Below are 25,481 nucleotides of genomic sequence, written 5' to 3'. Positions count from 1 at the left end.
CGAAGTGAAGTATTTTGCTATTTATATTAGTAATATTGGCTATATTATTTAGTGGTGGTTATCTTTGGTCCCGACCACGCTAACCTACCACGGCTATGAACGAACGCGCACTAAGTACCCTGGAGCTTGGGGTCTGGACCGAGCAGGCTTGCCTCGAAACCAACGGCCAGCCTACCCTGGCCCGGGCCAGTGCCACCCAGCTGTTTCGGGGCGACATCGAAGGCGAAGGCCGGCTGGAAATGCTGCTCACTTACCATGCCGATGGCTCGACCAGCGCCGTGGGGCTGGAGCGGGTGGTGGGGCGCGTGGCCGGCCGGCAGGGCAGCTTTGTGCTGGAGCACTCCGGCTGCGTGGAAGAAGGCGTTGCCAAGGCCAACTTTGCCGTGGTGCCCGGTTCCGGCACCCACGACCTGGACGGCCTGCGCGGCCGCGGCTGGTTTGTGCGCCACCCCGACCGCCCGGGCGCCCTCACCCTGCACTACGAGTTTGGCTAGGGCTGCTCTTCGGAGTTGGCCGCTAGCTGAGCTACCGCAGGCGGGCTGCTCGGCAGCGCGTTGGGCAGGTAGAGGCAGAAGGTAGTGCCCTCGCCCACCACGCTTTCCACCGTCAGGCGGCCGTGGGCCTGCTGCACGATGCGGTTGACCAGGTACAGGCCCATGCCCGAGCCTTCTACGTGGTCGTGGAAGCGGCGAAACATCTTGAAGAGGTTCGTGCCGTGGCGCTGCAAGTCCAGGCCGAGGCCGTTGTCCTGCACGCGTATCACGGGCGTGCCGTTTTCCAGGGTCGTGCTCACCTCCACGCGGGCCGGGCGGCCGGGCATGGCGTACTTCAGGGCGTTGCTGAGCAGATTGTAGAGCACGCTCTGCAGGTTGGGCCGCACGAAGGAGAGTACCGGCACGGCGGCAAAGTCCAGTACCAATTCGGCGTCGGGGCTGGGCTGCTGATCCAGCACCAACCGCACGATTTCCCGCGCGAAGGGCCTTAGCTCGATGGCTTCGGCCGGGAGCTGCTCGTGCTGGCGCTGCACCTGCACCACCTGCGCCAGGTCCTGCACCGTGTCGTGCATCTGGTGCAGGGCGCGCTCAAACATCCGCACCAGCGTCTGGGCGGCCGGGTCGGCGAAGGTGGCCGTGCGCATCAGCTCCTCAAAGATGCCGGCCATGTTGGTAACGGGCTGGCGCAGGTCGTGGGAGGCCGTGTACACGAAGTTGTCCAAGTCCTCGTTGATGCGTCGCAACTGCTCGTTCTGGGCCTGCAGCTGCTGCTGGGCCTGTTTGGAATCGTGGATGTCGGTGCTGGCTCCAAACCACTTCACGATCTGGCCCTCGGCGTTGCGCATGGCCGTGGCCCGGTGCAAAAACCAGCGGTACTGCCCGTCCTTGGCCGAATACAGCTGGCTTTCCTGCTCGTAGTCGTGACCGGCCCGGATGTCGTGCAGAAACTTGCCGACCACCGTATCCACGTCTTCGGGCGGTACCAGGGCGGCCCAGTCCAGGTTCAGGGCCTGCTGCATGGGCCGGCCCGTCAGCTCTTCCCAGCGCTGGTTCATGTAGTCTATCGAGCCGTCGGGCTCGGCCGTCCACACCAGCTGCGGAATGCTTTCGGCCAGAAAGCGGTACCGGGCTTCGCTGCGCAGCAACTCGTGTTGCAGCTCCTTCTGGGCGTGGTTGTCGACCAGCGTGCCGTACCAGCGCACGACCTGTCCATCGGGGCCAGGCTCGGGCACGATGCGGCACACCTGCCAGCGGTACTGCCCATCGGCTTGCCGCAGGCGGTACTCAAACTCCAGCGCTTCGTTGGCGGCCAGGGCCCGGCTGTAGGTCACGTAAGCGTTGTCCCAGTCGTCGGGATGGATCAGCGTGGGCCACACCGCGTCCACGTCGGTAGCCTGGGCGTAGCCGGTGAGCGAGTACCACTGCGGGCTGACGTACTCCAGGCGCATGGCTGAGCCGAGGATAAACGATATGGCGGGCAGCGCCTCGGTGAGGCGGCGCAGGCGGCGGTCCTGCCGGTGCACTTCGGCTTGCAGGGCCTGGGCGCGCTGCCGGGCCTGCACCTGCTCCGTCACGTCGATGGCGAAGGAGAGGATGCCGCGGGACTCGGGGCGGCTGACCAGCTCGGGCAGCAGTTGGTAAGTGAAGTTGAAGTAGTGGGGCTCCAGCTCACCGGTGACGGGGCTGATGATGTTCACGCGCTGCTCCGTAGCCGTGAACGGCTGGCCGGTGCGGTATACCTCGTCGAGCTTGCGCAGGAATCCCTGTTCGACCAACTCCGGCAGGGCATCTGCCATCCGGACGCCCAGGTACACCCGCTCGCCGAACAAGGACTTGATCTGCTGCGAAATGTAGGTGTAGCGGTGCTCAGGCCCTTCCATGGTGTTGACGATGGCCGGGAAGCTCTGCAGCATGCGCTGAAACTGTTCGTCCTTGCGCTCCAGCTCCTGCTGAAAGCGTTTCTGGTCGTCGATGTCGGTGTTGGAGCCGTACCAACGCAGCACCTGCCCGTCGACGTTTAGCTCGGGCGTGGCCTGGTTCAGAAACCAGCGGTACTGCCCGTCGCGGCCCCGGAAGCGCAGCTCGATGCGCCAGCCGCGGCGCTCCTGCCGCCCGGCCCGGTACTCGGCCTCCACGCGCGGCAGATCATCGGGGTGCGTGACCTCGCGCCAGTGCGAGGCGATGGACGAGCCCTCCGGCAGGCCCGTGTAGGCGTACCACTGCGGGCTCACGTAGTGGCCCTCGCCGTTGGCTTCGTTGATGTAGGTGATGATGGGCAGGGATTCGGCCATGCGCCGCAGCTGCTCGGTGCTGCGGTGCACCTCGGCCTGCAGGGCCTGGGCGCGCTGCCGGGCCTGCACCTGCTCCGTCACGTCGATGCCGAAGGCCAGAATGCCCTGGGTGCGGCCCTCCGCGTCGAGCAGCGGCTGGTACGCCAGGTTCATGAAGTACTGGCGGGTACCGCCGGTGGCGGGGTCGTGGAGCTCAGCGGGTATTTCCAGGCCCACGTAGGGGCGCTGGTTATGGTAGACTTCGTCGAGCAGGGCAATGTGCCCCTGGGCGGCCACTTCGGGGAGCAAATCGGCGGCCCGCTCGCCCAGCCGGATGCGCCCGCCCATCTGCTGCTGGTAGCTGGGGGTGAAGAAGCTGTAGCGGTAGTCGGGGCCCACGACAGTGGCTACCGACGCGGGCAGCTGCGTCAGGATTTGCAGCAGCTGCTCATCCTTGGCGGCCAGCTGCTGCTGGTGCACCTTCTGCGCGTGGATGTCCGTGCCCGTGCCAAGCCAGGCCGTAATGGCGCCGGCCGCGTTGCGCTGGGCCACGGCCTGCACCAGTATCCAGCGGTACTGCCCGTCGTGACGGCGCAGGCGGTACTCCACCTGATAGTCGTCGCCGGTTTGCAGCGCGCGTTGCCAAGCCTCGTTGACGCCGGGCCGGTCGTCGGGGTGCATGTCCTCGATCCAGCCCCAGCCCGCGGCTTCCTCGATGCTGCGGCCGGTGAAGCGCAGCCACCAGGGGTTCTGGTAATCGGTCCAGCCGTCGGGGCGCGTGGTCCAGATCATGATGGGCAGCGACTCCAGCAAGAGGCGGTTGCGCTCCTGGCTTTCGGCCAGCTGGCGGCGGTGCTGCGCGGCCAAGTGCTGCGCCGTCACGTCCTCCGTCTGCTGCAGAATAAAGCGCAGCTGGCCGTCGGGGCCGGGCACGGGGTAGTGGGTGGCCTGCCAGTACCGTTCTTCCAGGCCGCCGCCCAGCGCGGCGGGCCGCTCCAGGTCGTAGCGAATGACGGGCATGGTGTGCGCCTCGTGATGCTGGCGCACGTGCTCCAGCGAGGCGCGCAGCACGGCGGCTTCGTTCTGGTCGGCGGCGGGGTAGGCCTCGAAGATCGGGCGGCCCACCACGTCGGCCCGCTGCTTCATCGAAGCGGCCGCGTGCTGCTCCGTGTGGTCCACGACGGTAAAATCCGCGTCGGGGGAGAGCAGCAGAAAGCTACCGGGCAGGTGGCGAAACAGAGCCAGGTAGTCGCCAAAATCAGGAAGCACAGTCATGCGAGAGGGGGAAGCAAAGCAAGGTAAGCAGGGTTACTCGCACGGACCGGCCGCGGCCGCGCTGGTCGGGCGCTGATAACGCCCGGTCAGCCCAAAAAGCGCTCAGCCTTCCTGGTAGAGCTTGCCCGCTTTGTCGGCCGATACCTTGATGCCTTTGATCATGGCCGAGCTGAAGCCCTGGTGCTCCATCTCGTTGAGGCCGGCAATGGTGCAGCCCTTGGGCGAGGTGACTTTGTCGATTTCCTGCTCCGGGTGCGAGGCTAATTGCAACAACAAATCCGCGGCGCCTTTGGCGGTTTGGGCGGCCATTTTCAGTGCGTCGTGGGCGTGAAAGCCGATTTCGGTGCCGCCCTGCGACGCGGCCCGGATGGCCCGCAGGAAAAACGCCACCCCGCAGGCGCATAGCGCCGTGGCCGAGGTCATCAGCTCCTCGTTGATGCGCAGGCTCACGCCCACCGTGTTGAAGAGCTGCTCCACCAGGGCCACGTCCGCGGCCGGGGCGTCGTCGGTGGCAATGCAGGTCATGGACTGGCCGATGGCAATGGCCGTGTTGGGCATAGCGCGCACCACCCGCACGGGCAGCTGCACGCGCTGCCGGATTTCGTGGCAGCTCACCCCCGATACCACCGACACGAGCAGGCGGCGGGCCGGGTCCAGGTTCGGTCGAATGTCATCGAGTAGCTGGTTGAGCTGCTGGGGCAGCACGGCCAGCACCACCAGTTCGGCCTGCTCGATGGCGGCCCGATTGTCGGTGCCGGTGGCGTAGCCGGCCTGCGCCAGCGGCGCCAGGGCCGTGGTGCTACGGCGCGTGAGGGTAATGTCGGCGGGCGCGGCCATGCCGGCTTTCACCAGGCCCTTGGCCAGGGCCAGGCCGATGTTGCCGCTGCCCAGGACGGCAAGGCGAAGGGAAGGAGTGTTCATAGAATGCAATACTACGCGGGACAAGCACAATTTCTTTCGGCCAGCAAAAGCAGCCGTTGGCCTAGCCAGCTCAGCCATTTAGCGAGGAAAATTAAAAGATACCTATGCAGGCGGGTATCTTCGGAGTTGACTAGGTTTTTCACTACGTATGTCCGTTTCTTCTACCTCCTCAGCTGAGCTGACGGCGGCGCTGGCCCAGGCCGAAGCCCGCATTGCTGAGCTGTCCACCGCTTTTGCCCAATCCAACCTGCTGCTAACCACGGTCACCGAGCGCCTGGCCGTGGGCCTGTTGTACGTCGGAGCCGATGGGGTGATAAACGCCGTGAACGGTCCCTTCCTGGGGCTGCTGGAGTTGGATGTGGAAGCCGGTACGTGGGTAGGGCGGCCGGCCACCGAGCTGGAAGAGCTGATTGGCCGCTACGGCATCGGCCATTACAGCCGGGCCGCCGAGGAGAGCAGCACCGACCGTACCATCGTGCTGCCGGCGGGCCAGGTGCTGCGCCACCACCGCCAGGTGCTGCCCGACGGCGCCTATGTGGAATACCTGCGCGACAACGCCCACGAAGACCTGAAGCAGGGCATCTTGGCCGCTGCCAGCGTGCCCGAGCAGAGCCCGTACCCGATGATTCGCTATGCAGCCGACGGCGAAGTGCTCTACGCCAACCCCGCGGCCTGGCGCCTGCGCCAGGAGCTGGGGCCGGAGTACTCGATGGCCACGCGGGCCCGGTTTTTCGCACTGGCCGACGACGCCATGCAGGAGCACACCACCCGCCAGGTCGAAATGACTATCGGTGACCAGGAGTACCTCGTGTTCGTGGCGCCGTTTCCCGGTGAGCAGTACATCAACGTGTATTTGCTCGACATCACCGACCGCAACGCGGCCCAGGCCCACAGCCGCGCCTCGGAGGAAAAGTTGCAGGAACAGCAGGCCTTCACTCAGTACATCCTCGACAACATTCCCAACACCGTGGCGGTAATCACGGCCGCCGGTCAGACGGTGTTTGCCAACCAGGCGTACCACCAGCTACTGGAGCAGATGGATATGGGCGAGGAAGCGGCGCACCGCCTGCACGCCGCCACCGCCCGCGTGCTGCGCACGGGCCGCGACGAGTCCATGGATTTTGCCGTGACCCTGCGCGACGGCTTGCAGCGCTGGCTGCACCTGGAGCAGCGACGCCTGGCCCGCCCCGGCTACGAGCCGGCCGTGCTCATGGTGAGCACCGACGTGACGGCCCTGACCGCTGCCCAGCGCGAACTGGCCCGCAACGAGCGCCGCTACAACGAGTTGATGGACTACGCGCAGGCCTTGATCTGGACCCACGACCTGGACGGCCGCGTGCTGACGGCCAACCCCGCGCTGAGCACCATGATTGGCCTGGAGCCGGCCGGTATGGTGGGCCGTCCCCTGCACGACGCGGTGGAAGATGCCCGCCTGCAGGACGTGGCCGATTACCTGGAGCACATCCGGGCGCAGGGCGAGCACGCGGGCGTGGTGAAGCTGCGCGACCAGCAGGGCGGCCTGCACTATGTGCAGCAGTACAGCCGCCTCGTCGATGAGTCCGACGACGCGCCGCACGTCATGGCCTTCGGGCACGAAATAACGGAGCGCGTACTAGCCGCCCGCGAAATGCAGCGGGCCAAGGAAGCGGCCGAAGCCGCCGCCACGGCCCGGGCCAACTTTCTGGCCAATATGAGCCACGAAATCCGTACCCCGCTCAACGGCGTGCTCGGCATGGCCACGCTCCTGGCCAAAACGCCGCTTGATTCGCGGCAGAGCCACTTCCTGGAAGTTATCCGCAGCTCCGGCCAGCACCTGCTCGGCGTCATCAACGACGTGCTGGACATGGCCAAAATCAGCTCCGGCAAGCTGGACTTCGAGCAAACCGCCTTCAACCTGTGCGACTCCATGGGCCAGGCCATTCAGCCGCTGGTGCTGCAGGCCGCCCAGAAAGGCCTCACCTTCAGCGGCACGCCCCTGCGCACCACCTGCTCGTATCCGTGGGTGCTCGGCGACGCGCACCGGCTCAACCAGATTCTGATCAACCTCACGGCCAACGCCATCAAGTTCACCGACGCCGGGGGCCACGTGGAGGTGGTAGGCCAGCAAGTCAGCGAAACCGAGGACACGCTTACCGTCACCTTCCGCGTGACTGATACGGGCCCAGGCATTCCGCCCGAGCGGCTGGAGCGCATCTTCGACTCCTTCACGCAGGCCTACGCCGATACCTCGCGCCGGCACGGCGGCACCGGCCTGGGCCTGACCATCAGCCGGGCGCTGGTGGAGCAGATGGGCGGGCAGCTCACGGCCAGCAGCGAAATGGGCAAAGGCAGCGTATTTGCCTTTACCATCACCTTACCCAAAGCCGACCGCCACACCGTGCTTACGCCCCTCGAACTCGACACCAGTGCCCTGCACGGCAAGCGCGTGCTGCTGGTGGAAGACAACGAAATCAACCGCGACGTGGCCCGGCTGCTGCTGGAGGAATGGGGCGTGACGGTGGACGAAGCCATCAACGGCGAAGAAGGCGTGCGCCTGTTCTTGGCCGGGGCCTACGACGCGGTGCTGATGGACATTCAGATGCCCGGGATGAACGGGCTGGACGCCACCGCCCAGCTGCGCCGCCACCCCGATGCCCTGCGCGCCGCTACGCCCATCGTGGCCCTGACGGCCAATGCCTTCCGCGAAGACAACGAGCAGTACTTGGCCGCCGGCATGAACGCCTGCCTGGCCAAGCCCTTCGAAGAGGCCGACCTGTACAACGTGCTGGCCCAGGTGCTGGCTCAGCCGCGCGCGGTGGCCCGGCCAGCCTACAACCTGGGCCCGCTGCGCGACATGGCGCGGGGCAAGGAGGCTTTTGTCACGAAAATCATCCGCTCGTTTCTGGCGAACATTCCTGAGAGCCTCGCCGCGCTGCAGGAGCAGGCGCAGGCCGGCCGCTGGGCCGACGTGGCCCGCATCGTCCACCACATCAAGCCCAACCTGACCTCGTTGCGCATCACGGACGTGGACGTTCCCGTTGCGCAGCTGGAGCAGTTCCGCCACGACGTGCCCGTGAACCTGAGCGAGGCCGAACTGCAGCAGGCCGTGGAGCAACTGGTAGCAGCCGTGGGCCGGGCCCTGGCCGAGTTGCCGCGGGAACTGCCGGTGGAGTAACGCCCCGCAAGGCCCTAAAAAAGGCGTGCCGGTCAACTGACCGGCACGCCTTTTTGCTTTCAGAACATCCGCCCAGCAGGCCCGGCCGCCGATAAGAGCTGCTAGGCCTGCTGGGCTTGCGGTTTACAGCCCGCGCAGCTGACGCATGAAATCCTCGGCGTAGGACTTGCCGATGGGCACCTCGTAGGAACCCAACTGCAGCATGTTGTCCTGAATGGAGTCGATGCGGCGGGTATTGACGATGTAGGAGCGGTGCACGCGGCGGAAGTGCGCGAAGGGCAGACGTTCCTCCAGTGCCTTGAGCGTGATGTACACGATGTGCTTCTGGCTTTCGGTCACCAGAATCGAGTACGTCGACATAGCTTCGATGAAGAGCACCTCGTTGAAATCAAGGCGAATAAGCTTGTTGTTGACCTTCACAAACAGCTCCGAGTCGCCGGCCGTGACGGGCGTTTCGGGGGTAGGGGCCGGCGCGGCGCTGCGGCGCTGCTCGCGCACCCGCTCCACCGCTTTCAGAAAGCGGGCGTAGTCCACGGGCTTCACCAGGTAATCGGTCACGCGCAGCTCAAAGGCATCGACGGCGAAGTTGGGGTGCGAGGTGACGAGCACCACCTCCGGAGCCGGAGTAGGCAGCAGCGGCACCAGCTCCAGGCCGCTGAGATGGGGCATTTCGATATCGAGGAAGAGCACGTCGACGGGCTCATCGGTGCTGCGCAAAAAGGCAAGGGCCGAGGGCGCATCGGGCAGGGAGGCGGCCAGCTCCAGCTTTTCTGTCAGCTCGACGTAGTGCTCCAGGGTGAGACGGTTGATTTCGTTGTCGTCGATGATGACGCAGCGCAGGGGCGTGGAATTAGGCATATAGAGCAGTGGGGAAATCAGGCAGGGTGGCGGAGCTGGCATAGCGCAGGGTACCATTCGCACAGAAGACATATGCGCTTGACAAAATACAAAACCAGCACAATAACGCGAAGCTAGTTTCGGGAAAACCTCCCTGGTTCAGCTTTTCGATTACTTCCCGTTTTTGCCCGATGAAACAGTTATTGCTCCTGCTAATGCTTCTGCTAAGCCTATTCCGGGTGACTGCCACCAAACCGCGTGGCAAGAACGCCGCTCGCCGGAGCGCCCTGAGCATTACTCTGTGCCCGACCGATGCCTTACGCCTCTCGCAGGGGCAGGCCGCGGCTAGGCGTTAGTGCACCCAAGCCGAGCTAGAGCACCACGCGCCGATGAGCGCGACTATGGCGCCGGCAGTAGCCGCGCGCTAAGCCCGCTCGCTCGCCAAACAATTTGCCCGCCGCCGGGCGTCGGTGCTGACTTCCGTAAGGATCAGCACCGGCGCTTTGCGCGTTTACCGGGGGCTGATATTGGGGAAAATAAGGCCTCAACCTACGCGGCGCGTCTCGCAGGCCGGCACCCAGGCGTCGGTGCGGCACACGGGGCAGGCCATCACGGCGCCGCGGGCCAGCTCGCGCACGTGTCCGCACTGGCAGCAGGCGTGCGGCCCGGCCGCGCCGACCTGGCGCTGCTCCTGGTCCAGTCGCTCGGGCCAGATGGGCAGGCCCGGCCGCCGCTCGTCGTCCTCGAAGAAGTAGGCGCTGATGTTGCCGGTGGCCTCGATATAGGCGCGGCGCACCTGCCCCAGGTGCTCTACCTGAAGCTGGCGCAGCTCCCCGAACAGCTCCTTCTGCGTCAGGTTTTGGCGGCGGAAGTTGTCCAGCTGAATCTGCCCGTCTGCCACCAGCAGCACCGGCTTGCCCTCCAGCCAGTCGCTGAAGCGCGGGTAGCGTTCGGTGAGGCGGTTGAAGAGCAGGTACATGCCCGAAACCATGGCAAAAACCACCGCCACGTGGGTCAGCGGCACGTCGTCGTAGAACATAGCGTCGCCGGCGGCCGAGCCCAGCGCCAGGATGATGCTCAGCTCGAAGATGGAGAGCTGGCGCACGCCGCGCCGCCCGGTCACGCGCAGGGCCGCGAGGGTGAGCAGGTAAGTGAGGACGCAGCGCATGGCCACTTCCAGCAGGAACAGGGGCGGGGCGTCGTCGGAAAGCAGCATGCGCTGCCAGTCAAATGGATTGATGGAGGTGAGTAGCAACGGCATAGCGGCAACTAGGCAGGCGGTACGGGCCGGGCACAGAAAAACCCGGCATCCAGGTGTGGTGGATACCGGGTGTACGAAGCCCAACGGCTCGTTGCCGAATGCAGGCTACTTTTTCATCGGGTCCCAAGCCTCCTGACCGCCGAAAATGCGCTTGAGCGTGTATCGCTTTGCTTCCCTTTTGGTGAGCTGGTGGCTCCAGCCCACGCGCTGCCCGGGCTGGGCGCCGGGGCCCCTGGACTGGTATTCGGCGAAGTAGGCCGTCTTTTCGTTGGCGGGGTTTTTCCAGTTGTCCCAGCCTGCCGGCGCTATGTGGCCGCCCATGTTGGTGCGCAGATACACCACCCGCGCATGGGGCCGCCACGGCCGGCCCAGGTGCACCTTGGTGGCCAGCGTGGTATCGGCCGTGAGCGTGCAGTCGAGGAACACGAAGCCGTAGGACTGCCGCTCCGTGGTAGAGGCGGCGGTAACGAAGGAGTTCTTCTTGCTGCGGATGGTGCAGTGGTCGAACACGGCCGTGCTGGCCCCGAAGATGAAGTCGGTGGTGCCCTCGATGTAGCAATTGCGGTAGTACTGCCGGCTGTGGTCGGTGGCCAGAAACAGCACGTCCTGGTCGCCCACCAGGCGGCAGTTCTCGAATACGGCCCGGTCGCCCTCCACGTGCAGGGCCACGGCCTGCCCGGCAGTACGCCCCGCGGTGTTCTGGAAGGTCAGGTTTTCGGCCCGGAAGTCGTTGGCCTGCACCAGCACCGAGTGCGAGGTGTACGTATTGATGCCGTTGGCACCGGAGTGGTCGTCGTAGGTGAGGATGGTCGTGCGGGCATCTTCGCCTACCAGCGACACGCGGGTTTTGAGCGCGGGCACCACCAGCTTCTCGCGGTAGGTGCCGGGCCGTACGACGATGGTGATGCGCTGCTGGCTTTGATCGGGCACGGCATTCACGGCTTCCTGCACCGTGCGAAAGTCGCCGGAGCCATCCGGGGCTACGACGAGGCGGGTGCGCGCGGGCGCAAGGGCGCTGGTGCGGGCGGCGTTGGGAGCGGCGGTGGTCTGGGCCTGAGCCGCGCCGGCGAGCAGCAGGGCTGCGGTCAACAGCAAGTAGGGGAGGCGCTTCACAGATCTTGCTGGGGGGGCCAGTTGCGGAAAACGTTTTGAATGGTGTAGCGCTCAGCTTCTTTATCGGTCAGCTGGCGGCTCCAGGGCACGCGTTGCTTGGGCTGGTAGCCCTTGCCGCGGTTCTGGTACTCGGCGTAGTAGGCCGTCTGCTTGTTGCTTTCCTTGTCCCAATGGTCCCAGCCGGCGGGGGCCACCTGCGGGCCCAGCTCACACTGCAGAAAGACGGTTTTGGCGTAAGGTCGCCACGGCCGCCCGAGCCGGAAGCTGCCCGCGGGCGCGTCGCCGCCCACGCGGCAGTTGCGGAACACGTAGCCGAAGCGCGTGCTGTCGGGCGTGGAGGCCGCCGTGAAGAAGCCGCCGCGCTTGCCAAAGAGCGTGCAGTTCTCAAACCACGCCGTGCTCGATCCGAAGATGAAATCCACCGTGCCCTCGATGTAGCAGTCCTGGTAGTACTGCCGCGAGCCGTAGCCGTAGGTGTAGAGCGTGTCCTGAAAGCCCAGGAAGCGGCAGTTTTTGAAGCGCGCTTTGTCGCCGGCTACCCACATGGCTACGGCCTGACCCACCGGCCCCGAGGAGTTTTCGAAGGTCAGGTTTTCGGCCGTGAAGTCGGCCCCGTAGATGTAGCAGCTCGACGAGCCCGAGGTGCCCTTGTCTTCGCCGAAGATGTTTTTCTTCTGGTTGTAGTCGTCGTAGGTCAGGATGGTCCGGTCCCGGTCCTCGCCGATGAGGCGCACGAAGTTCTTGGAGCCGGCCAGAATGAGCTTCTCCTTGTAAGTGCCCTTCTTGACGAAGATGGTGGTGACTTTCTTGCGAAAGTCCGGTACGGCGTTAAACGCCTCCTGCACCGTGCGAAACTGCCCGGAGCCGTCCTGGGCCACCACAAAATCGTAGCCGAAGGCGCGGCCGAGCACGAGCCAGCTCAGGCACAGGAGGGACAACAACTGCTTCATGGCGTGGTGGGTTGGGCGTCTTTGCCGGTATTGGTGGGCGGCACGGCGTTTTTGGCCGTGGGCCGGGCCAGATGGTCGGCCAGGCCCGGCAGCTTCTGAGTTACTACCTGGCTGACCACCAGCTGGGCCATCTTGCGCCCACCCAGTTCCGAGAAGTGCGTGTTGTCCTGCCTGCCGTAGGGGTAGTTGGGATGCTCGCCGGGCTGCAACTGCAGGAAGAGCAGCTTGCTGGTTTCCTCCCCGAACTGCTGCAGCAGCTCCCGGCTCAGCCCGTCGAGGTCAATCAGCGGCACCTTCAGTGCCTGGGCCACTTCCGTGGTCACGCGCGAGTAGTGCACGTGGGTTTCCTGCTGGCGGCCGTCCTTGAATTTGCGCCGCGTCACTGGGGTGATGAGCACCGGATTGGCCTTCTTGCGCCGCGTCTCCGTCACGAACTTGATGAGGTTCCGGCGGTAGTCCTCGGGTGAGGTGTAGCGGTCCGGATGCGCTTCCGATTCGTCGTTGTGGCCGAACTGAATCATGACGTAGTCCAGGGGCTGCAGCGCGTCCACGATGGGTTGCCAGCGGTTTTCGGCCAGAAAGGTGCGGGTGCTGCGCCCGTTCTGGGCGCGGTTGTCCACCACCACCGTCGAGTCGAAAAACGTCTTCAGTGGCATGCCCCAACCGGTTTCGGGAAACACCTGCGGAATTTTCTGCGCAATGGTGGAGTCGCCGATGAGGTAAAGCGTGGTTTTCCTGGGCGGGGCCGGAGTGGTGAAAGCCGCGAGCAGCAGTAGCAAAAGCAGCGGCCCGAAGCGGCGGAAGTGAGTAGGCATAGAGTGAGTGGGCATTACGAAACGGTCATCCTGCCTCTGGCGTACCGCGCAGCCAAAGGGCTTTACTACGCGAGAACAGTCGACGTCAGGGAGTTACCTATCCGGTGTGAGAAGGTCCTTCGCAAGCTCAGAGACCAACAATTGGCTTGCGGCTCAGTGTGACTGACGGAAGAACTTACCGGGCCTGCGCGTCCACCGTCTTTTTCACCTCGCGCTTCACGATGCGCTCGGCCAAATCCAGCTTCAGCGCGCGGATGTCGGCCAGCACCAGCTCGGCCATGCGGCGGGCGCCCAGCTCCGAGAAGTGCGTGTTGTCGTCGCGGCCGTCGGGGTAATTGGGATGCTCGCCGGGAGCCAACTGGTTGTAGAGCAGCCGGGAGTTTTCCACTCCGAACTGCTGGAGCAGCGCCATGCTGGTCTGGCTCAGGTCGATGAGCGGCACGTTGTTGGCGCGGGCCACTTTGCGCACCAGCTCGGCGTAGGCCGCGTGGGTGTCTTCCACCTTGCCGGCGGCGTCGAACTTACGGCGGGCCACCGGCGTGATGAGCACCGGCGCGGCTTTTTTGGCCCGCGTTTCCTGCACGAAGCGCAACAGGTTCTGCTGAAACTCGGTTTCGGTGGTGTACGTCTTCTTGGTGGGCACCTCGTCGTTGTGGCCGAACTGGATGAGCACGTAGTCGCCAGGCCGTAGCACGTCGTACACCGACTGCCAGCGGTTTTCGCTGATAAAGCTCTTGGTGCTGCGTCCGTTCTGGGCGCGGTTGTCCACGGTCACGGTTTCATCAAAGAATACCGCGAAGGGCATGCCCCAACCGGTTTCGGGGTAAGCCTTTACCTCTTTGACCGACATGGTGGAGTCGCCGACGAGGTAGACTTTGATGGGGGCCGGGGCGGGGCGGAACGCCGCCAGCAGCCCCAGCAGCAGGGCGCCGGCAACCAGAGAAAAACGCATACGCAAACCAGAAAGTGGGAAATGCAAGCAGCCCACGACGCCAATTCTGTGCCTGTGGGCAACGGATCGACGCCGGGGCATTTCACTCACCAGCCGATAGTTGCAGGTTTCGCGCGCGGGTAGCAAGCCGGCCCCGGGTTTTTTCTGCGCAATCGTTATCGGGAACGTTGCCGGAAAAAAGCCACTGCCAACACGTAGGAGTAGAAGCGCTACGTCCCCGTATACTACCTTCGTACCTCTCACCAATGCCTATGACTTCACACGACCCTTCCACCCCGGGTACGCTGTTGTTTGAAAATGCCGCCGGCTGTGTCTACCACCAGGAGGCCGGTTACCTGCATCTCGCCTGGAGCCGCAAGCAAGCCCGCGACGCCGACGTGAAAGCGCTTTACGAGGCTACCGCACAAGCCCTGGGCCAGTACAAGTGCACCCGCATCCTCTCGGACCACCGCCATATGCCGCCGGTTTCACCCGCCGTGCAGCGCTGGCTGGCCGATGTGTGGGTGCCCGGCACCGTACGCGACTACGGCTACAACCGCGGGGCCGTAATTCAAGCGTTTAACGTGTTCAACCGGCTGGCCACTAATCAGATAGTGACGCAGATTGCCCACGTGCCACTCGCTGTCAGCAATTTCGACAACGAACACGAAGCCGCCCGCTGGCTGCTGGAAGAGTAAGACTAGCCGGCACCCCGAGCCACATTGCTGGCGCTGACGCGCTACGTGTGGTGCAGCCGAAACTTTAGCTCCACTCTTTCCCTTGCCCATCAACCCAAATAAAGCGCCCCGGCCGTGAGTTCACGGCCGGGGCGCTTTATTTGGGTTTGCGGGCTGAGCACCGGGGCTAGGCGCTGGCTTGGTTTAGCCGGTCCAGCTCGGCCGGGCTGAGCGTGAGCTGCAGGGCGGGCAGCAGTTCCTCTACCTGCTGGGCGCTGGTAGCCGAGGCAATAGGCGCCGTCAGGCCGGGTTGGGCCATAATCCAGGCCAGGGCTACCTGAGCCAGGGTGGCGCCGGAATGCTGAGCCACTACCTCGTCGAGGGCGGCGATAATGCGCAGGCCGCGCTCGTTCAGGTACTTGCTGCCTACGCCCCCGCCGCGGGCGCTTTTCTGCAGGTCGGCTTCCGTGCGGTACTTGCCGGTGAGGAAGCCCGCCGCCAGGCCGTAGTAGGGAATCACGCCGAGGCCGTACTGCTGCACCACCGGCAGCAGCTCTTTTTCGAAGTCGGCGCGGTCGTAGAGGTTGTAGAGCGGCTGCAGGGTTTCGTAGCGGGGCAGGCCGTGCTGCTCGCTGGCCTGCAGGGCCTGGCCCAGGCGCTCGGCCGAGAAGTTGGAGGCCCCAATGGCGCGCACCTTGCCTTCCTTGATCAGCTGCTGGTAAGCTTCCAGGGGCTCCTGCACCGACACGGTCTCGTCGTCCTTGTGCGACTGGTACAGGTCGATGTAGTCGGTTTGCAGGCGCTTCAGGGAGCCTTCCACGGCGCGCAGGATGTAGTCCTTTTTCAGGCCCTTGTTTTCGGCGTTGACTTCCCAGCCCACCTTGGTGGCGATGATGACGTCGTCGCGGCGGCCGCGGCGGCTCAGCCACTTGCCGATGATGGTTTCGGACTCGCCGCCCACGTGGCCCGGCACCCACACGGAGTAGCCGTCCGCCGTGTCGATGGCGTTGCCCCCGCCGGCCACGAAGGCGTCAAGGATCTGAAAGGAAGTGGCTTCGTCGGCCGTCCAGCCGAATACGTTGCCGCCCAGCACGAGCGGCGCGATGCGCAGGCCGGAGCGGCCCAGTTCACGTTGTTGCATGATTCGGAGTTGATGGAATAGCTTGTATAACTGCGGTTGATAGCCCAGGGTTTAGCTGTAAAGGCTACTGGAAGGCGTTGCCGCCGAAACCCAGGTATCGACGCGACGGGGAGCCTGCGGGGCAATGGCTGCGCCGCGGCCCGGGTGGCTGTCAGCACTCCGTAGTAATCTTTAAGTAACTGAAACTAGAGGCACATGCCGGCTTGGTAAGACCATGGTGTAGGGGGTAAACTGCTTGACAGAGAGTCAGCGGCGACTGATTCGGGCGCCGGGCTGGTGGCCAACGCCAGGTGGGGGGAGGCCCGCAATAGCCTATATTCGAGCTGCCACGCAACTAGGTAAACGCGCTTATTCCGCCGCTTCATCATGCCCAAGACTTCGCTGAACACCATCCGACTTGTTTTGCTGCTTCTGCTCGGGTGGGCTGAAGTCCGGGGGCAGGCCAAATCCCAATTCGTCACGTCCGACATCGACCACTTCTGGCAAGCCTACGATAAAATCACCGCGACCCAGGACAGCGCCCAGCAGTACGCCTACCTCAACAGCCTGTTTATTCAGCGGGGCTCCCCAGGCCTGAAAGCCCTGATGGAGGTGCGGGACTATACCGCCCAATCGTACCTCGAGGCCATCCGCCGGTACCCGCGGTTTTGGCAGGCGATGCGCCAGAACACCGGCCGCGCAAACCAGCTGGCCCGCCAGGCCGGCAGAGAAATCCGCAAGCTGCAGCGGCTGTACCCCGAGGCCAGGCCCGCCACCGTCTATTTCACAGTAGGGGCGCTGCGCTCGGGCGGTACCAGCCAGGGTCGTATGGTGCTGGTTGGCAGCGAAACGGCCTTAGCTACCCCCGCCACGCCGACCACCGAATTTGGTCCGGAGCTGGCGCACCTGCCGGCGCATTTCAAGACCAAAACGGACGCAGACGTACTCTTTACCGTGGTGCACGAGTACGTGCATACCCAGCAAAAGACCACCGTCGGCACTACGCTATTGGCGCAGAGTGTGCTGGAGGGCGTAGCCGAATTTGCGGCCGTGACGGCCACCGGGCAGCCTTCGACTCTGCCTGCCATGCACTACGGCCGCGCCCACGCCGACGCCATTCGGCAGCGGTTTGCGGGGCACATGTTCAACCCGTTTGCCGGCTTCTGGCTGTACAGCAACGCCCCGAACGAGTTCGACAACAGCCGTGACCTGGGCTACTACGTCGGCTACGCTATCTGCGAGCTGTATTACCAGCGGGCTGCCGACAAGCAAGCGGCCCTCAAGGCGATGATTGAGCTGGACTACAACGACGAGGCCGCCTTGCGCGCTTTCGTGGACCAGGCCGGCTATTTCGCGCAGCCAACCGCCCAACTATACGACGCCTTTCAGGCCAGCCGGCCCCGCGTCCTGCGCTTTGCCCGTGCGGCAGGCCCAGCGGCCGGGGCCGGGACGGCTACACTCACCCTCACTTTTTCCAGCCCGATGGACCCGGCCTACCGCAACTTCGAGCTGGGGCCCCTGGGCCGGGACCACCTGATGCGCATCAAAAAGCTCCTCGGCTTTTCCGACGATTACACCTCCGCAACGTTTGAGATTGACGCGCCCCAGCCGAACCGGCGTTATCAGTTGGTGGTCGGCGAAGGGTTTCGGAGCCGCGACGGGCGACCCTTGCAGCCTTTCCTGATTGACTTTTCGACCGACGCTAAGTAACCCCGGCGGCGCAAACATGGCGTAGCCCCAAGGCAGCTTGCGGCGAACCGCACCAAAGTCCGGGGCAAATCACAACTTTCGCTTATGACGATTTTTCGGCGGCTATGGCCGCTAGTGTTACTGCTGGGCACCACCCTGACCACCGCCGCCCAGCAGCCCCGTGCCGACGTGCTCATCCGCAACGGCCGCGTGCTCGACGGCACCGGCAACTCCTGGTTTTACGGCGACGTGGCCGTGCGCGCCGGCCGCATCCTGGCCGTAGGCCGCCTGCCTACCGACTACCCCGCCGACACCGTGCTTGACGCCCGCGGTTGCGTAGTGGCGCCCGGCTTTATCGACGTGCACACCCACATCGAGGACGACGAGCTGCGCCAGCCCACGGCCGATAACTTCATCTACGACGGCGTGACAACGGTGGTGACTGGCAACTGCGGTTCCTCGCGCCTCGACCTCGGCCGCTACTTCCAGGTGCTCGACAGCGCGCGGCTGTCGGTGAACGTGGCCTCGCTCATCGGCCACGGCAACGTGCGCAAGGCCGTGCTGGGCCGTGCCAACCGCCAGCCCACCGAAGCCGAGCTGCAACGCATGGAGCAGCTGGTGGAGCAGGCCATGCGGGCCGGGGCGGTGGGCTTGTCGTCGGGGCTGATTTACATTCCCGGCACCTACTCGCGCACGCCCGAGCTGGTGCGCCTGGCGCGGGTGGCTGGCCGCTACCACGGCCTCTACGCCACCCACATGCGTAGCGAGTCGGACAGCGTGGAAGCGGCCATCCGCGAAGCCCTGCGCGTAGGCCGGGAAGGCGGGCTGCCGGTCGAAATTTCGCACTTCAAGATCGGCGGACCGCAGAACTGGGGCCGCACCGACCGCACCCTGGGGCTGGTGAAGGAAGCGCGCCTGAGCGGTCAGGAAGTCACCATCGACCAATATCCCTACACGGCCAGCTCCACTTCGCTGAGCACCCTGCTGCCCGACGACGTGCAGGCCGATGGCCGCGACTCGCTGCGCGCCCGCCTGGGCCGCCCGGCCGTGCGCGCTGCCGTGGAAGCCAGCATGCTGCGCCGCCTCAAGGCGCGCAAGCAGCGCCACTTCGACTACGCCGTAGTCACCAGCTTTCCGCCCGATACCAGCTACAACGGCCTGAGCGTGGAGCAGATCAACCAGAAGCTCGGCCGCAAGCATACCGCCCGCGCCGAGGCCGGCACCGTGCTCGACCTGGTGCTGCAGCACGACCCCGGCGCCGTGTTTCACGTCATGAGCGAAGACGACGTGCAGCAGATCATGCGCTACCCCTTCAACATGGTGGCCTCCGACGCCAGCATCCGGGTGTGGCAGGAAGGTGTGCCGCACCCGCGCGGCTACGGCTCCAACGCCCGCGTGCTCGGCCGTTACGTGCGCGAGCTGCACGTGCTCAGCCTGGAAGAAGCCGTGCGCCGCATGACCTCCTTGCCCGCCCAGACCTTCGGCTTCGCCGACCGCGGCCTGCTGCGCCCCGGCATGGTGGCCGACATCGTTGTGTTCGACCCCGACAAGGTGCAGGATAGGTCCACCTACGAGCGGCCGCACCAGTACAGCGCCGGCATGCGCTACGTGCTGGTCAATGGGCGTATGACGCTCAGCGAAGGCCGCCACCTGGGCCGCCGCGCCGGGCAGGTGCTTTACGGGCCGGGGCGGCAATAGGACGCCTCTCCGCGGCGAGGGAAGGCCAGATGTCAGCAATGGAATGGATGGCAGTGGCTCTGCTACTCCAAAGTCGTAGGACCTTTATCGTTGAACGGTTCATCTGCCGGCAGTGGCCGGGCTGCTACTGCGGATTACGCTCCAACACCCGCCAGCCGTGCGCCGGCACACTTAGCTGCGCGGCCGCGTCGAGCGTCAGGGTTTCGCCGCTGAATACATCCTGCCACGTGCCGGCTTCACCTGCCTCCAGCGTGGTTGGTTCGGCGGCAATATTGACCACTGCCAGCACGGCCGCGGTGCCCTGCTCGCGCACGAAGGCGTACTGCGCGGGGCCGCAGGGCAGGCGGCGGAAGCGGCTGTTGATGTCGCCGTTGCGCAGGGCGGGGTGGCGGCGCTTGAGCTGCAGCAGGCGGGTGTAAAAGTCCTGCAGCGGGTAGCCATTCCACGGAATCGGGTCCTTGTCGAAAAACTTCAGCCGCTTCTGCAGCGCCGCTTCCTGCCCCGAATACACCATCGGGATGCCCGGCAGCAGGGCCGTCAGTACGGCCTGGGCCTGCACGTCGGGCCCGAGTCGTTCGTACTCGGTGCCGCTCCAGCTGTTCATGTCGTGCGAAGAGGTAAAGTTCATCAGGTAGGCCGTGGGCGGGTACTTGCGGCGCTCGGCCTGCAAATACGTATCGATAGCCGCTACGGGCTGCTGGCCGCGGCTGATGCTGTCGAGCAGGTAGCGCAGGCGCAGGGCGTAGGTGGCGTCGAAGGCCTTTTCGAGCAAGTGGGTGTTGGGGGTGAACTCGCCGGCCTTGAGAAAGGGCGGCTCGTGCAGCTCGTCCCATTCGGCCAGCATAAACACCGGCTTGATTTGCTCCAGTGCGGCGCGCGAGTCGTTCCAGAACTCGGTAGGCACCAAGCCGGCCACGTCGCAGCGGAAGCCATCCACGTCGGCCTCGCGCACCCAGTACACCAGACTTTCCGTCATGTAGTGGCGCAGCTCCGGTCGGCTGAAATCCAGGTCGATAACGTCCTGCCAGTCGGCCACCGGCGCCACGAAGCGGCCCTGCGCGTCCTTGGTAAACCACTCCGGGTGTTCCCGCGCCAGCTTACTGTCCCAGCTGGTGTGGTTGGCCACCCAGTCGAGGATGACGTGCATGCCGCGCCGGTGCGCTTCGGCTACCAGGTGCCGCAGGTCGTCCAGGCTGCCCATTTCGGGGTTCACGGCGCGGTAGTCGCGCACCGAGTAGTAGCTGCCGAGCGTGCCTTTGCGCTTTTGCTCCCCGATGGGGTACACCGGCATCAGCCACAAAATGCCCACACCCATTTGCTGCAGGCGCGGCAGGTGCGCCTCGAAGGCCCGAAACGTGCCCTCCGGCGTATACTGCCGGATGTTGACCTCGTAAATGCTGGCCTGCCGGGCCCAGGCTGGCTGCCTGACGCGGAATTGCGGGGGCGCGGGCGGGCAAGCGGTAGCTGCCGCGGGAGCGGAAGGCGGGGCGCTTTGGTCGGTGGGCTGCGACTGGCAGGCGCTGAGCAAACCGGCCGCCAGCAGGCTGCCGCCGAGAAGCGGGAGAAAAGGACGCATACCTAAACATACATTGCAATTGCTCCCCGCTGAACGTCGGCCGCTACCCCACGTTTGTTGATAAGAGCATTATTCGCCCCACCCATGCCCCTTTCCCGCTGCCCCTGGGCCGAGTCGCTCCCGCTGCTGCGCGCCTTCCACGACCATGAGTGGGGCGACCCGGTCAGCGACCCGGCCATCCTGTTTGAGTACCTGGTGCTGCACTCGTTTCAGATCGGCTTCGACTTTCCGGTGGTGCTGAGCCGGCGCGAGGGGTTCCGGGAGCTGCTGGCGGGCTTCGACCCCGCGCGGCTGGCCCGCTTCACCGACGGTGAGGTGGACGAGCTGCTGCAGAATCCGCGCATCATCCGCAACCGCCGCAAGCTGCAGGCTACCGTGCGGAATGCCCAGGCCTGGCTGCGCCTGCGCCGCGAGTTGGGCACCGATGCCGCGCTGCTGGCTTTCTTCTACGCCTTCGTGGGCGGCTACCCGCAGGATGCGGCCCGGGCGGCCGGGCCACTGCCCCTGCGCACGCCCGCCAGCGAGGCCATGAGCAAGGACCTGAAGCGGCGGGGCTTCGCCATGCTGGGGCCAGCCACCTGCTACAGCCTGATGCAGACGGCCGGGCTCGTCAACGACCACCTGCGCACCTGCCCCCGCCACGCCGAGTGCCAGCAGCTGGCGGCGCAGTGGCAACCACCGACGCAGTAAACATCAAGCCTGTTCGGCCAGCGAAGGGGCCCGCAGCCAGCGGTTCAGCGGCTGCTCCACCAGGTAGTACAGCCCGATGGCCACCGCGTTGAGCAGCAGGAAGAGCCCCGCCGAGCTGGTGGTGACGTACTGCTTCAGCAGCTCCTGCACCAGCCCCAGGTGAATCAGGTAGAACACGTAGGAGCTGCGGCCCAGCAGCTGCAGCAGCTTGGTGCTCAGCAGCCCGCGCAGCCAAGTGGCTTCGGTGAGCAGGCCCGCAAACAGCAGCACAATGCCGGCGGGCAGGGCCACGTTGTTGAGCGCAATGCCCACCGGGTGTTCCTGCCCGTAGGCGTAAGGCCCGCGCACCCATACCAGGGCCAGCACCACGGCCGCCATCAGCACCAGGCCCGCGGTGGTGAGCAGGCCCGGCAACCGGGGCGCCCGCAGCTGCCCTTGCCGAAACCACAGCGCCAACTGAATGCCCGCGAAGAACTCCACGGCCCGGCCGAAGAAGGTAAAGAGCAGCATGAAGCGGAAGTTGCCGAACAGGCCGTGGTGCTCCAGCCGGCCCAGCGTGAGTACCAGCAGCGAGCCAAAAGCCACCAGCGCCACCGGCAGGGCCCACAGCAGCCGCGGCCGGCGCCGTAGCAGGGCAAAGGCCACCGGAGCAAACAGGTAAAAGCACTCTTCCACCGTCAGCGTCCAGCCCTGCGGAATGCCCGTGTACTTGTACTCGTCGAAAAAGCCGCGTAGGAACGTGACGTTGAACAGCCACGTGCGAAAGGCAAATACGCCCTCCTGGAAGTAGCGCACCCCGAAGTAGAACGTGGTGAGCAGAAAGAACATGGGGTAGATGCGCGCCACCCGGTTGCGCAGGTAGCGGCCCCACCAGCCGCGCGTCCACTGCTCGGTGCCGGCGTAGCGAAGCGTAATTAGGAAGCCGCTGAGCACGAAGAACAGCGGTACGCCCACGTGGAACTCCAGCACTAGATCATACAGGAAGCCGCTCAGGCCTGGGCCTTCGTGAAAGGGATTGAAGTGGTGCAAATACACCATGTAGGCGGCCACGGCCCGCACCCCCGTCAGGGCCGGCAGGTAGGGTACGGCGGCCGTCAGCGGCGGCGCAGCCGGGCGCGAAGTAGTGGGAGCGGAGCGGGTAGAAACGGACATGAACGCGACGGGCCACGGGGTTGCAGCCCGTAAGTTATCAGCTTTGCGGGCCAGCGGCTCAGCGAAAATCGCGCAGGCGCTGCTTGCTCAGCTCGTAGCTCAGGATGGCCGGGATGTAAAACGTCACGTCGGCCGCGAGCTTGGCCAGCAGAATGCCCAGCGAGAAATGGCCCACCCACAGCGGCACGTAGTACATCAGCGCCGGCCGGATAACGAAGCTGTCGGCCAGCTCGGCCACGCCGAACTCCACTACCAGTGCGCGCACGTTTTTGCCGAAGGTGCGCCAGGTGTAGGCTTGCCCGGCGGCCCGGCGCACCTGCCGCGCCCGCCACACGTCCGTCAGCAGAATGGTGCCGAAGTAGAGCACGTTGCCAGCCCAGGTGCCCGCCAGCGCCGCCGTTACGCGGCTGCCCGTCAGCGCCAGGGCCAGCGCCGCCGCGGCCAGCGTGCCCAGCAGCGACAGGATTTCGGCGGGCAGGTAGCGGCGCAGCCATTCGCGGAGCTTACGTCTCATGCGGCGGTACGGTTCAGATAAGCATCCAGCCTGATACGAAATACGCCAGCAACAGCGCCACGTATGTTCCCGCCAACGGCAATACCCAGCGCCGCGGTGCCACCGCCAGCAACAGCAGGGCTACGGCGGGCACCAGCACGCCCGTCACCAAGGACACTGCCACGTAACCGAGCCCGGTGTAGCGGCCTGCCAGCTCCAGGAACCGGATGTTGTAATCGTAGAACCAGCGGCTGAGGCCCGTGAGGCGCTGGCGCTCCGTCAGCAGCCCGGCCGTGAGCAGGAGCAGGCCCAGCGGCAGCCACCACAGCGGCGGCCGGCGCAGCGCCACCAGCAAAAGCCAGCTCAGCGGTGCCAGCAGGCAATACACCAGGATATTTAGCTCCGGGTACGTAAGCCCCGTGGCCCGGCCCGTGGCCCGGCCCGTGGCCACAAAGGCCCGCACGATGTCGTCGAAGAATTGCTGCACGCAAGCTGGGGCCTGAAGAATGAGACAGAACGCAACAAAGTAAGCAGCAGGCACGGGCCGAAGCAGAACCTGCCGCCGACACGGCGCCGGGCCAGGTCAATACCCCGCCGCCGTGTCGTCGCCGCGCGGGTCGGCGCCGCCGCGCAGGGTGCCGTCGGGCTGCCGCTCGATGATGTCGAGCCGGCCCCAACGCCCCCGCGGATTCAGCTTGTAGCCGCGGCGCGTCAGCTCGGCCTCGGCGGCGGGCGTGAGGGCACCGACTTCCGCGTCGATTTGGTCGGGCAGCCACTGGTGGTGCAGGCGCGGGGCGGCCACGGCCTGCTGCGGGTCGAAGCCGTAGTCGAGCACATTCAGCGTGGCCTGCAGCACGGAGGTAATGATGGTGCTGCCGCCGGGCGTGCCCACCACCAGCCGCACTTTGCCCTTTTCCGTCACGATGCTTGGCGTCATCGACGAAAGCATGCGTTTGCCGGGCTGAATGGCATTGGCCGTGCCGCCGGTCACGCCGTAGGAGTTGGGCACGCCGGGCTTGGCCGAGAAGTCGTCCATCTCGTTATTGAGCAGGAAGCCCGCGCCGGCCACCACCACTTTGGAGCCGTAGGCACCATTAAGCGTAGTGGTGCAGCTCACCGCGTTGCCCGCGGCATCCACGATGCTGTAGTGCGTCGTTTGGTCCGATTCGTAGCCCGGTAGCCCCGCGCCGGCCGTTACCTGGGCCGAGGGAGTGGCCGGGCTTTCGGGCGTGACGCCGCTCATGCGCTGCTTCAGGTAATTGGGCATCAGCAGCTGGCCAACGGGTACCCGGCCAAAGTCCGGGTCGCCCAGGTAGGTAGCGCGGTCGGCGTACACGCGCCGCTCGGCTTCGGTAATGAGGTGGACGGCCTCGGCCGAATGCCAGCCGAGCTTGCCTAAGTTGTAGGGCTCCAGCATCTGCAGCAGCTGCAGTAGCGCTACGCCGCCGGAGGAAGGCGGCGGCATGCTGATGACCTCGTACTGGCGGTAGCGCCCACGCAGCGGCGTGCGCCAGGCCGGCTGGTACTGGTCGAGGTCTTGCTGGCTGATGATGCCACGGCCGCGCTGCATTTCGACCAGCAGCAACCGAGCGGTTTCGCCCTGGTAGAAGCCGGCCCGACCTTGGTCGCGGATGCGGCTGAGCACCGTGGCCAGCTCCGGGTACTTGATAACGTCGCCGGCCTGCCAGGAGCGGCCTTCCGGGTAGGCGTACACCGGCACGTGCTGATTAAGCCTGATAAATTCGGCGCGGGTGCCGTTCAGGCCGGCTGCCTCCTTGGCGCTGAGCGTCACGCCCCGGGCCGCCAGCTCGGCGGCCGGCGCCACCAGCTGCGCCCAGGATAGCTTGCCCAGCTGGTGGTGCAGGGCCACCATGCCGGCCACGGTGCCGGGCACGCCGGCGGCCAGATGCCCGTCGGTGCTCAGGCTGGGCACCACGTTGCCCTGCTTGTCCAGGTACATGTCGCGCGAGGCGGCCAGCGGAGCTTTTTCGCGAAAGTCCAGTGCCCCCACGCTGCCATCGGCCCCGCGGTATACCACGAAGCCGCCCCCGCCGATGTTGCCGGCAGCGGGCAGCGTCACGGCCAGCGCAAACTGCACCGCAACGGCCGCATCGTAGGCGTTGCCGCCCTGGCGCAGGATTTCCACGCCAATGCGCGTAGCCTCGGGGTGCGCCGATACTACCATTGCCTGCCGGGCCGTGACGGGCGCGGCGGCCGTAGGGGCAGGGGAGGCGGTGGCGCTGGTAGAAGCGGCGGGCGCGGAGCCGCGGTGGCAGGCGGAAGTAAAGGCCAGCACGGAAGCCAGGCCCAGGGTAAGCACGGAGCGGTGGAGCATGCAGCTAAAGTACGAGAGTTGGTGTTTTTG

20 protein-coding genes are annotated in these 25,481 nt (G+C 65.5%); 6 read left to right on the top strand and 14 right to left on the bottom strand.

All coding sequences use genetic code 11. The annotated features are described in order from the left end of the window. Window positions 1–95: 95 nt before the first annotated feature. On the top strand, window positions 96–494 hold the full coding sequence (locus tag B0919_RS06895) for a DUF3224 domain-containing protein (protein WP_078011499.1): 399 nt from the start codon (window positions 96–98) through the stop codon (window positions 492–494). Here B0919_RS06895 and B0919_RS06890 read toward each other — a convergent pair. Together B0919_RS06890 and proC are read right to left on the bottom strand one after the other, a co-directional pair. Further along, a complete protein-coding gene (locus B0919_RS06890; protein WP_078011498.1) occupies window positions 491–4,039 on the bottom strand; it encodes a PAS domain S-box protein in 3,549 nt (1,182 codons plus the stop codon). The genes B0919_RS06895 and B0919_RS06890 overlap by 4 nt on opposite strands. 102 nt (window positions 4,040–4,141) lie before the next feature. After that, window positions 4,142–4,960, bottom strand: a complete 819-nt coding sequence (gene proC, locus B0919_RS06885) for a pyrroline-5-carboxylate reductase (protein WP_078011497.1) — start codon at window positions 4,958–4,960, stop codon at window positions 4,142–4,144. Between the two features lie 148 nt (window positions 4,961–5,108). On the opposite strand from proC, the gene B0919_RS06880 reads away from it, so the two are divergent. Further along, window positions 5,109–8,114: an ATP-binding protein gene (locus B0919_RS06880; protein ID WP_078011496.1), complete on the top strand. Its 3,006-nt coding sequence runs from the start codon at window positions 5,109–5,111 to the stop codon at window positions 8,112–8,114. Window positions 8,115–8,237: 123 nt separating this feature from the next. Here the strand turns inward: B0919_RS06880 and B0919_RS06875 are convergent, their stop codons facing one another. The 6 genes from B0919_RS06875 to B0919_RS06850 form a co-directional block, all read right to left on the bottom strand. Then, window positions 8,238–8,972, bottom strand: a complete 735-nt coding sequence (locus tag B0919_RS06875) for a LytR/AlgR family response regulator transcription factor (RefSeq protein ID WP_176132905.1) — start codon at window positions 8,970–8,972, stop codon at window positions 8,238–8,240. Between the two features lie 523 nt (window positions 8,973–9,495). Continuing rightward, window positions 9,496–10,212, bottom strand: a complete 717-nt coding sequence (locus tag B0919_RS06870) for a DUF421 domain-containing protein (RefSeq protein ID WP_078011494.1) — start codon at window positions 10,210–10,212, stop codon at window positions 9,496–9,498. A 105-nt stretch (window positions 10,213–10,317) separates the two neighbouring features. Beyond that, window positions 10,318–11,301: a pectinesterase family protein gene (locus tag B0919_RS06865; RefSeq protein ID WP_254846506.1), complete on the bottom strand. Its 984-nt coding sequence runs from the start codon at window positions 11,299–11,301 to the stop codon at window positions 10,318–10,320. A 20-nt stretch (window positions 11,302–11,321) separates the two neighbouring features. Beyond that, the gene (locus tag B0919_RS06860; protein ID WP_078011492.1) at window positions 11,322–12,275 is read right to left on the bottom strand and encodes a pectinesterase family protein; all 954 of its coding nucleotides are present in this window, start codon (window positions 12,273–12,275) and stop codon (window positions 11,322–11,324) included. After that, complete coding sequence (locus B0919_RS06855) at window positions 12,272–13,090, bottom strand: rhamnogalacturonan acetylesterase (protein WP_078011491.1); 819 nt, start codon at window positions 13,088–13,090, stop codon at window positions 12,272–12,274. The genes B0919_RS06860 and B0919_RS06855 overlap by 4 nt, the downstream gene beginning before the upstream one ends. 175 nt (window positions 13,091–13,265) lie before the next feature. Then, window positions 13,266–14,042 carry a rhamnogalacturonan acetylesterase gene (locus B0919_RS06850; protein WP_078011490.1) on the bottom strand — a complete coding sequence of 259 codons (777 nt, stop codon included), beginning with the start codon at window positions 14,040–14,042 and terminating at the stop codon, window positions 13,266–13,268. A 251-nt stretch (window positions 14,043–14,293) separates the two neighbouring features. On the opposite strand from B0919_RS06850, the gene B0919_RS06845 reads away from it, so the two are divergent. After that, window positions 14,294–14,719, top strand: coding sequence for a hypothetical protein (locus tag B0919_RS06845; protein ID WP_139361963.1), 426 nt, complete (start codon window positions 14,294–14,296; stop codon window positions 14,717–14,719). Window positions 14,720–14,885: 166 nt separating this feature from the next. Here the strand turns inward: B0919_RS06845 and B0919_RS06840 are convergent, their stop codons facing one another. Next, window positions 14,886–15,839, bottom strand: a complete 954-nt coding sequence (locus B0919_RS06840) for an aldo/keto reductase (RefSeq protein ID WP_078011488.1) — start codon at window positions 15,837–15,839, stop codon at window positions 14,886–14,888. Between the two features lie 366 nt (window positions 15,840–16,205). Between B0919_RS06840 and B0919_RS06835 the strand changes: the two genes are divergently transcribed. Together B0919_RS06835 and B0919_RS06830 are read left to right on the top strand one after the other, a co-directional pair. Continuing rightward, window positions 16,206–17,528 (top strand): hypothetical protein, encoded by a 1,323-nt coding sequence (locus tag B0919_RS06835; RefSeq protein ID WP_078011487.1) that lies wholly within the window; start codon window positions 16,206–16,208, stop codon window positions 17,526–17,528. An 84-nt stretch (window positions 17,529–17,612) separates the two neighbouring features. Beyond that, window positions 17,613–19,205, top strand: coding sequence for an N-acyl-D-amino-acid deacylase family protein (locus B0919_RS06830; protein WP_078011486.1), 1,593 nt, complete (start codon window positions 17,613–17,615; stop codon window positions 19,203–19,205). Window positions 19,206–19,329: 124 nt separating this feature from the next. Here the strand turns inward: B0919_RS06830 and B0919_RS06825 are convergent, their stop codons facing one another. Then, window positions 19,330–20,781, bottom strand: coding sequence for an alpha-amylase family glycosyl hydrolase (locus B0919_RS06825; RefSeq protein WP_078011485.1), 1,452 nt, complete (start codon window positions 20,779–20,781; stop codon window positions 19,330–19,332). A gap of 84 nt (window positions 20,782–20,865) precedes the next feature. Between B0919_RS06825 and B0919_RS06820 the strand changes: the two genes are divergently transcribed. Beyond that, window positions 20,866–21,471, top strand: coding sequence for a DNA-3-methyladenine glycosylase I (locus B0919_RS06820; protein WP_078011484.1), 606 nt, complete (start codon window positions 20,866–20,868; stop codon window positions 21,469–21,471). 3 nt (window positions 21,472–21,474) lie between these two features. Here B0919_RS06820 and B0919_RS06815 read toward each other — a convergent pair whose 3' ends face one another. From B0919_RS06815 to ggt, 4 genes are all read right to left on the bottom strand, one after another. Further along, complete coding sequence (locus tag B0919_RS06815; RefSeq protein WP_078011483.1) at window positions 21,475–22,623, bottom strand: acyltransferase family protein; 1,149 nt, start codon at window positions 22,621–22,623, stop codon at window positions 21,475–21,477. 58 nt (window positions 22,624–22,681) lie between these two features. Beyond that, on the bottom strand, window positions 22,682–23,137 hold the full coding sequence (locus B0919_RS06810; protein ID WP_078011482.1) for a hypothetical protein: 456 nt from the start codon (window positions 23,135–23,137) through the stop codon (window positions 22,682–22,684). 13 nt (window positions 23,138–23,150) lie between these two features. Further along, complete coding sequence (locus tag B0919_RS06805; protein ID WP_078011481.1) at window positions 23,151–23,603, bottom strand: hypothetical protein; 453 nt, start codon at window positions 23,601–23,603, stop codon at window positions 23,151–23,153. 96 nt (window positions 23,604–23,699) lie between these two features. Continuing rightward, complete coding sequence (ggt, locus tag B0919_RS06800; RefSeq protein ID WP_078011480.1) at window positions 23,700–25,451, bottom strand: gamma-glutamyltransferase; 1,752 nt, start codon at window positions 25,449–25,451, stop codon at window positions 23,700–23,702. Window positions 25,452–25,481 lie beyond the last annotated feature (30 nt).

This window comes from Hymenobacter sp. CRA2, from assembly GCF_002007105.1.
GTDB lineage: Bacteria > Bacteroidota > Bacteroidia > Cytophagales > Hymenobacteraceae > Solirubrum.
The sequence above is the reverse complement of the archived record's forward strand: the minus strand, read 5'-3'. Positions and strand labels throughout refer to the sequence as shown.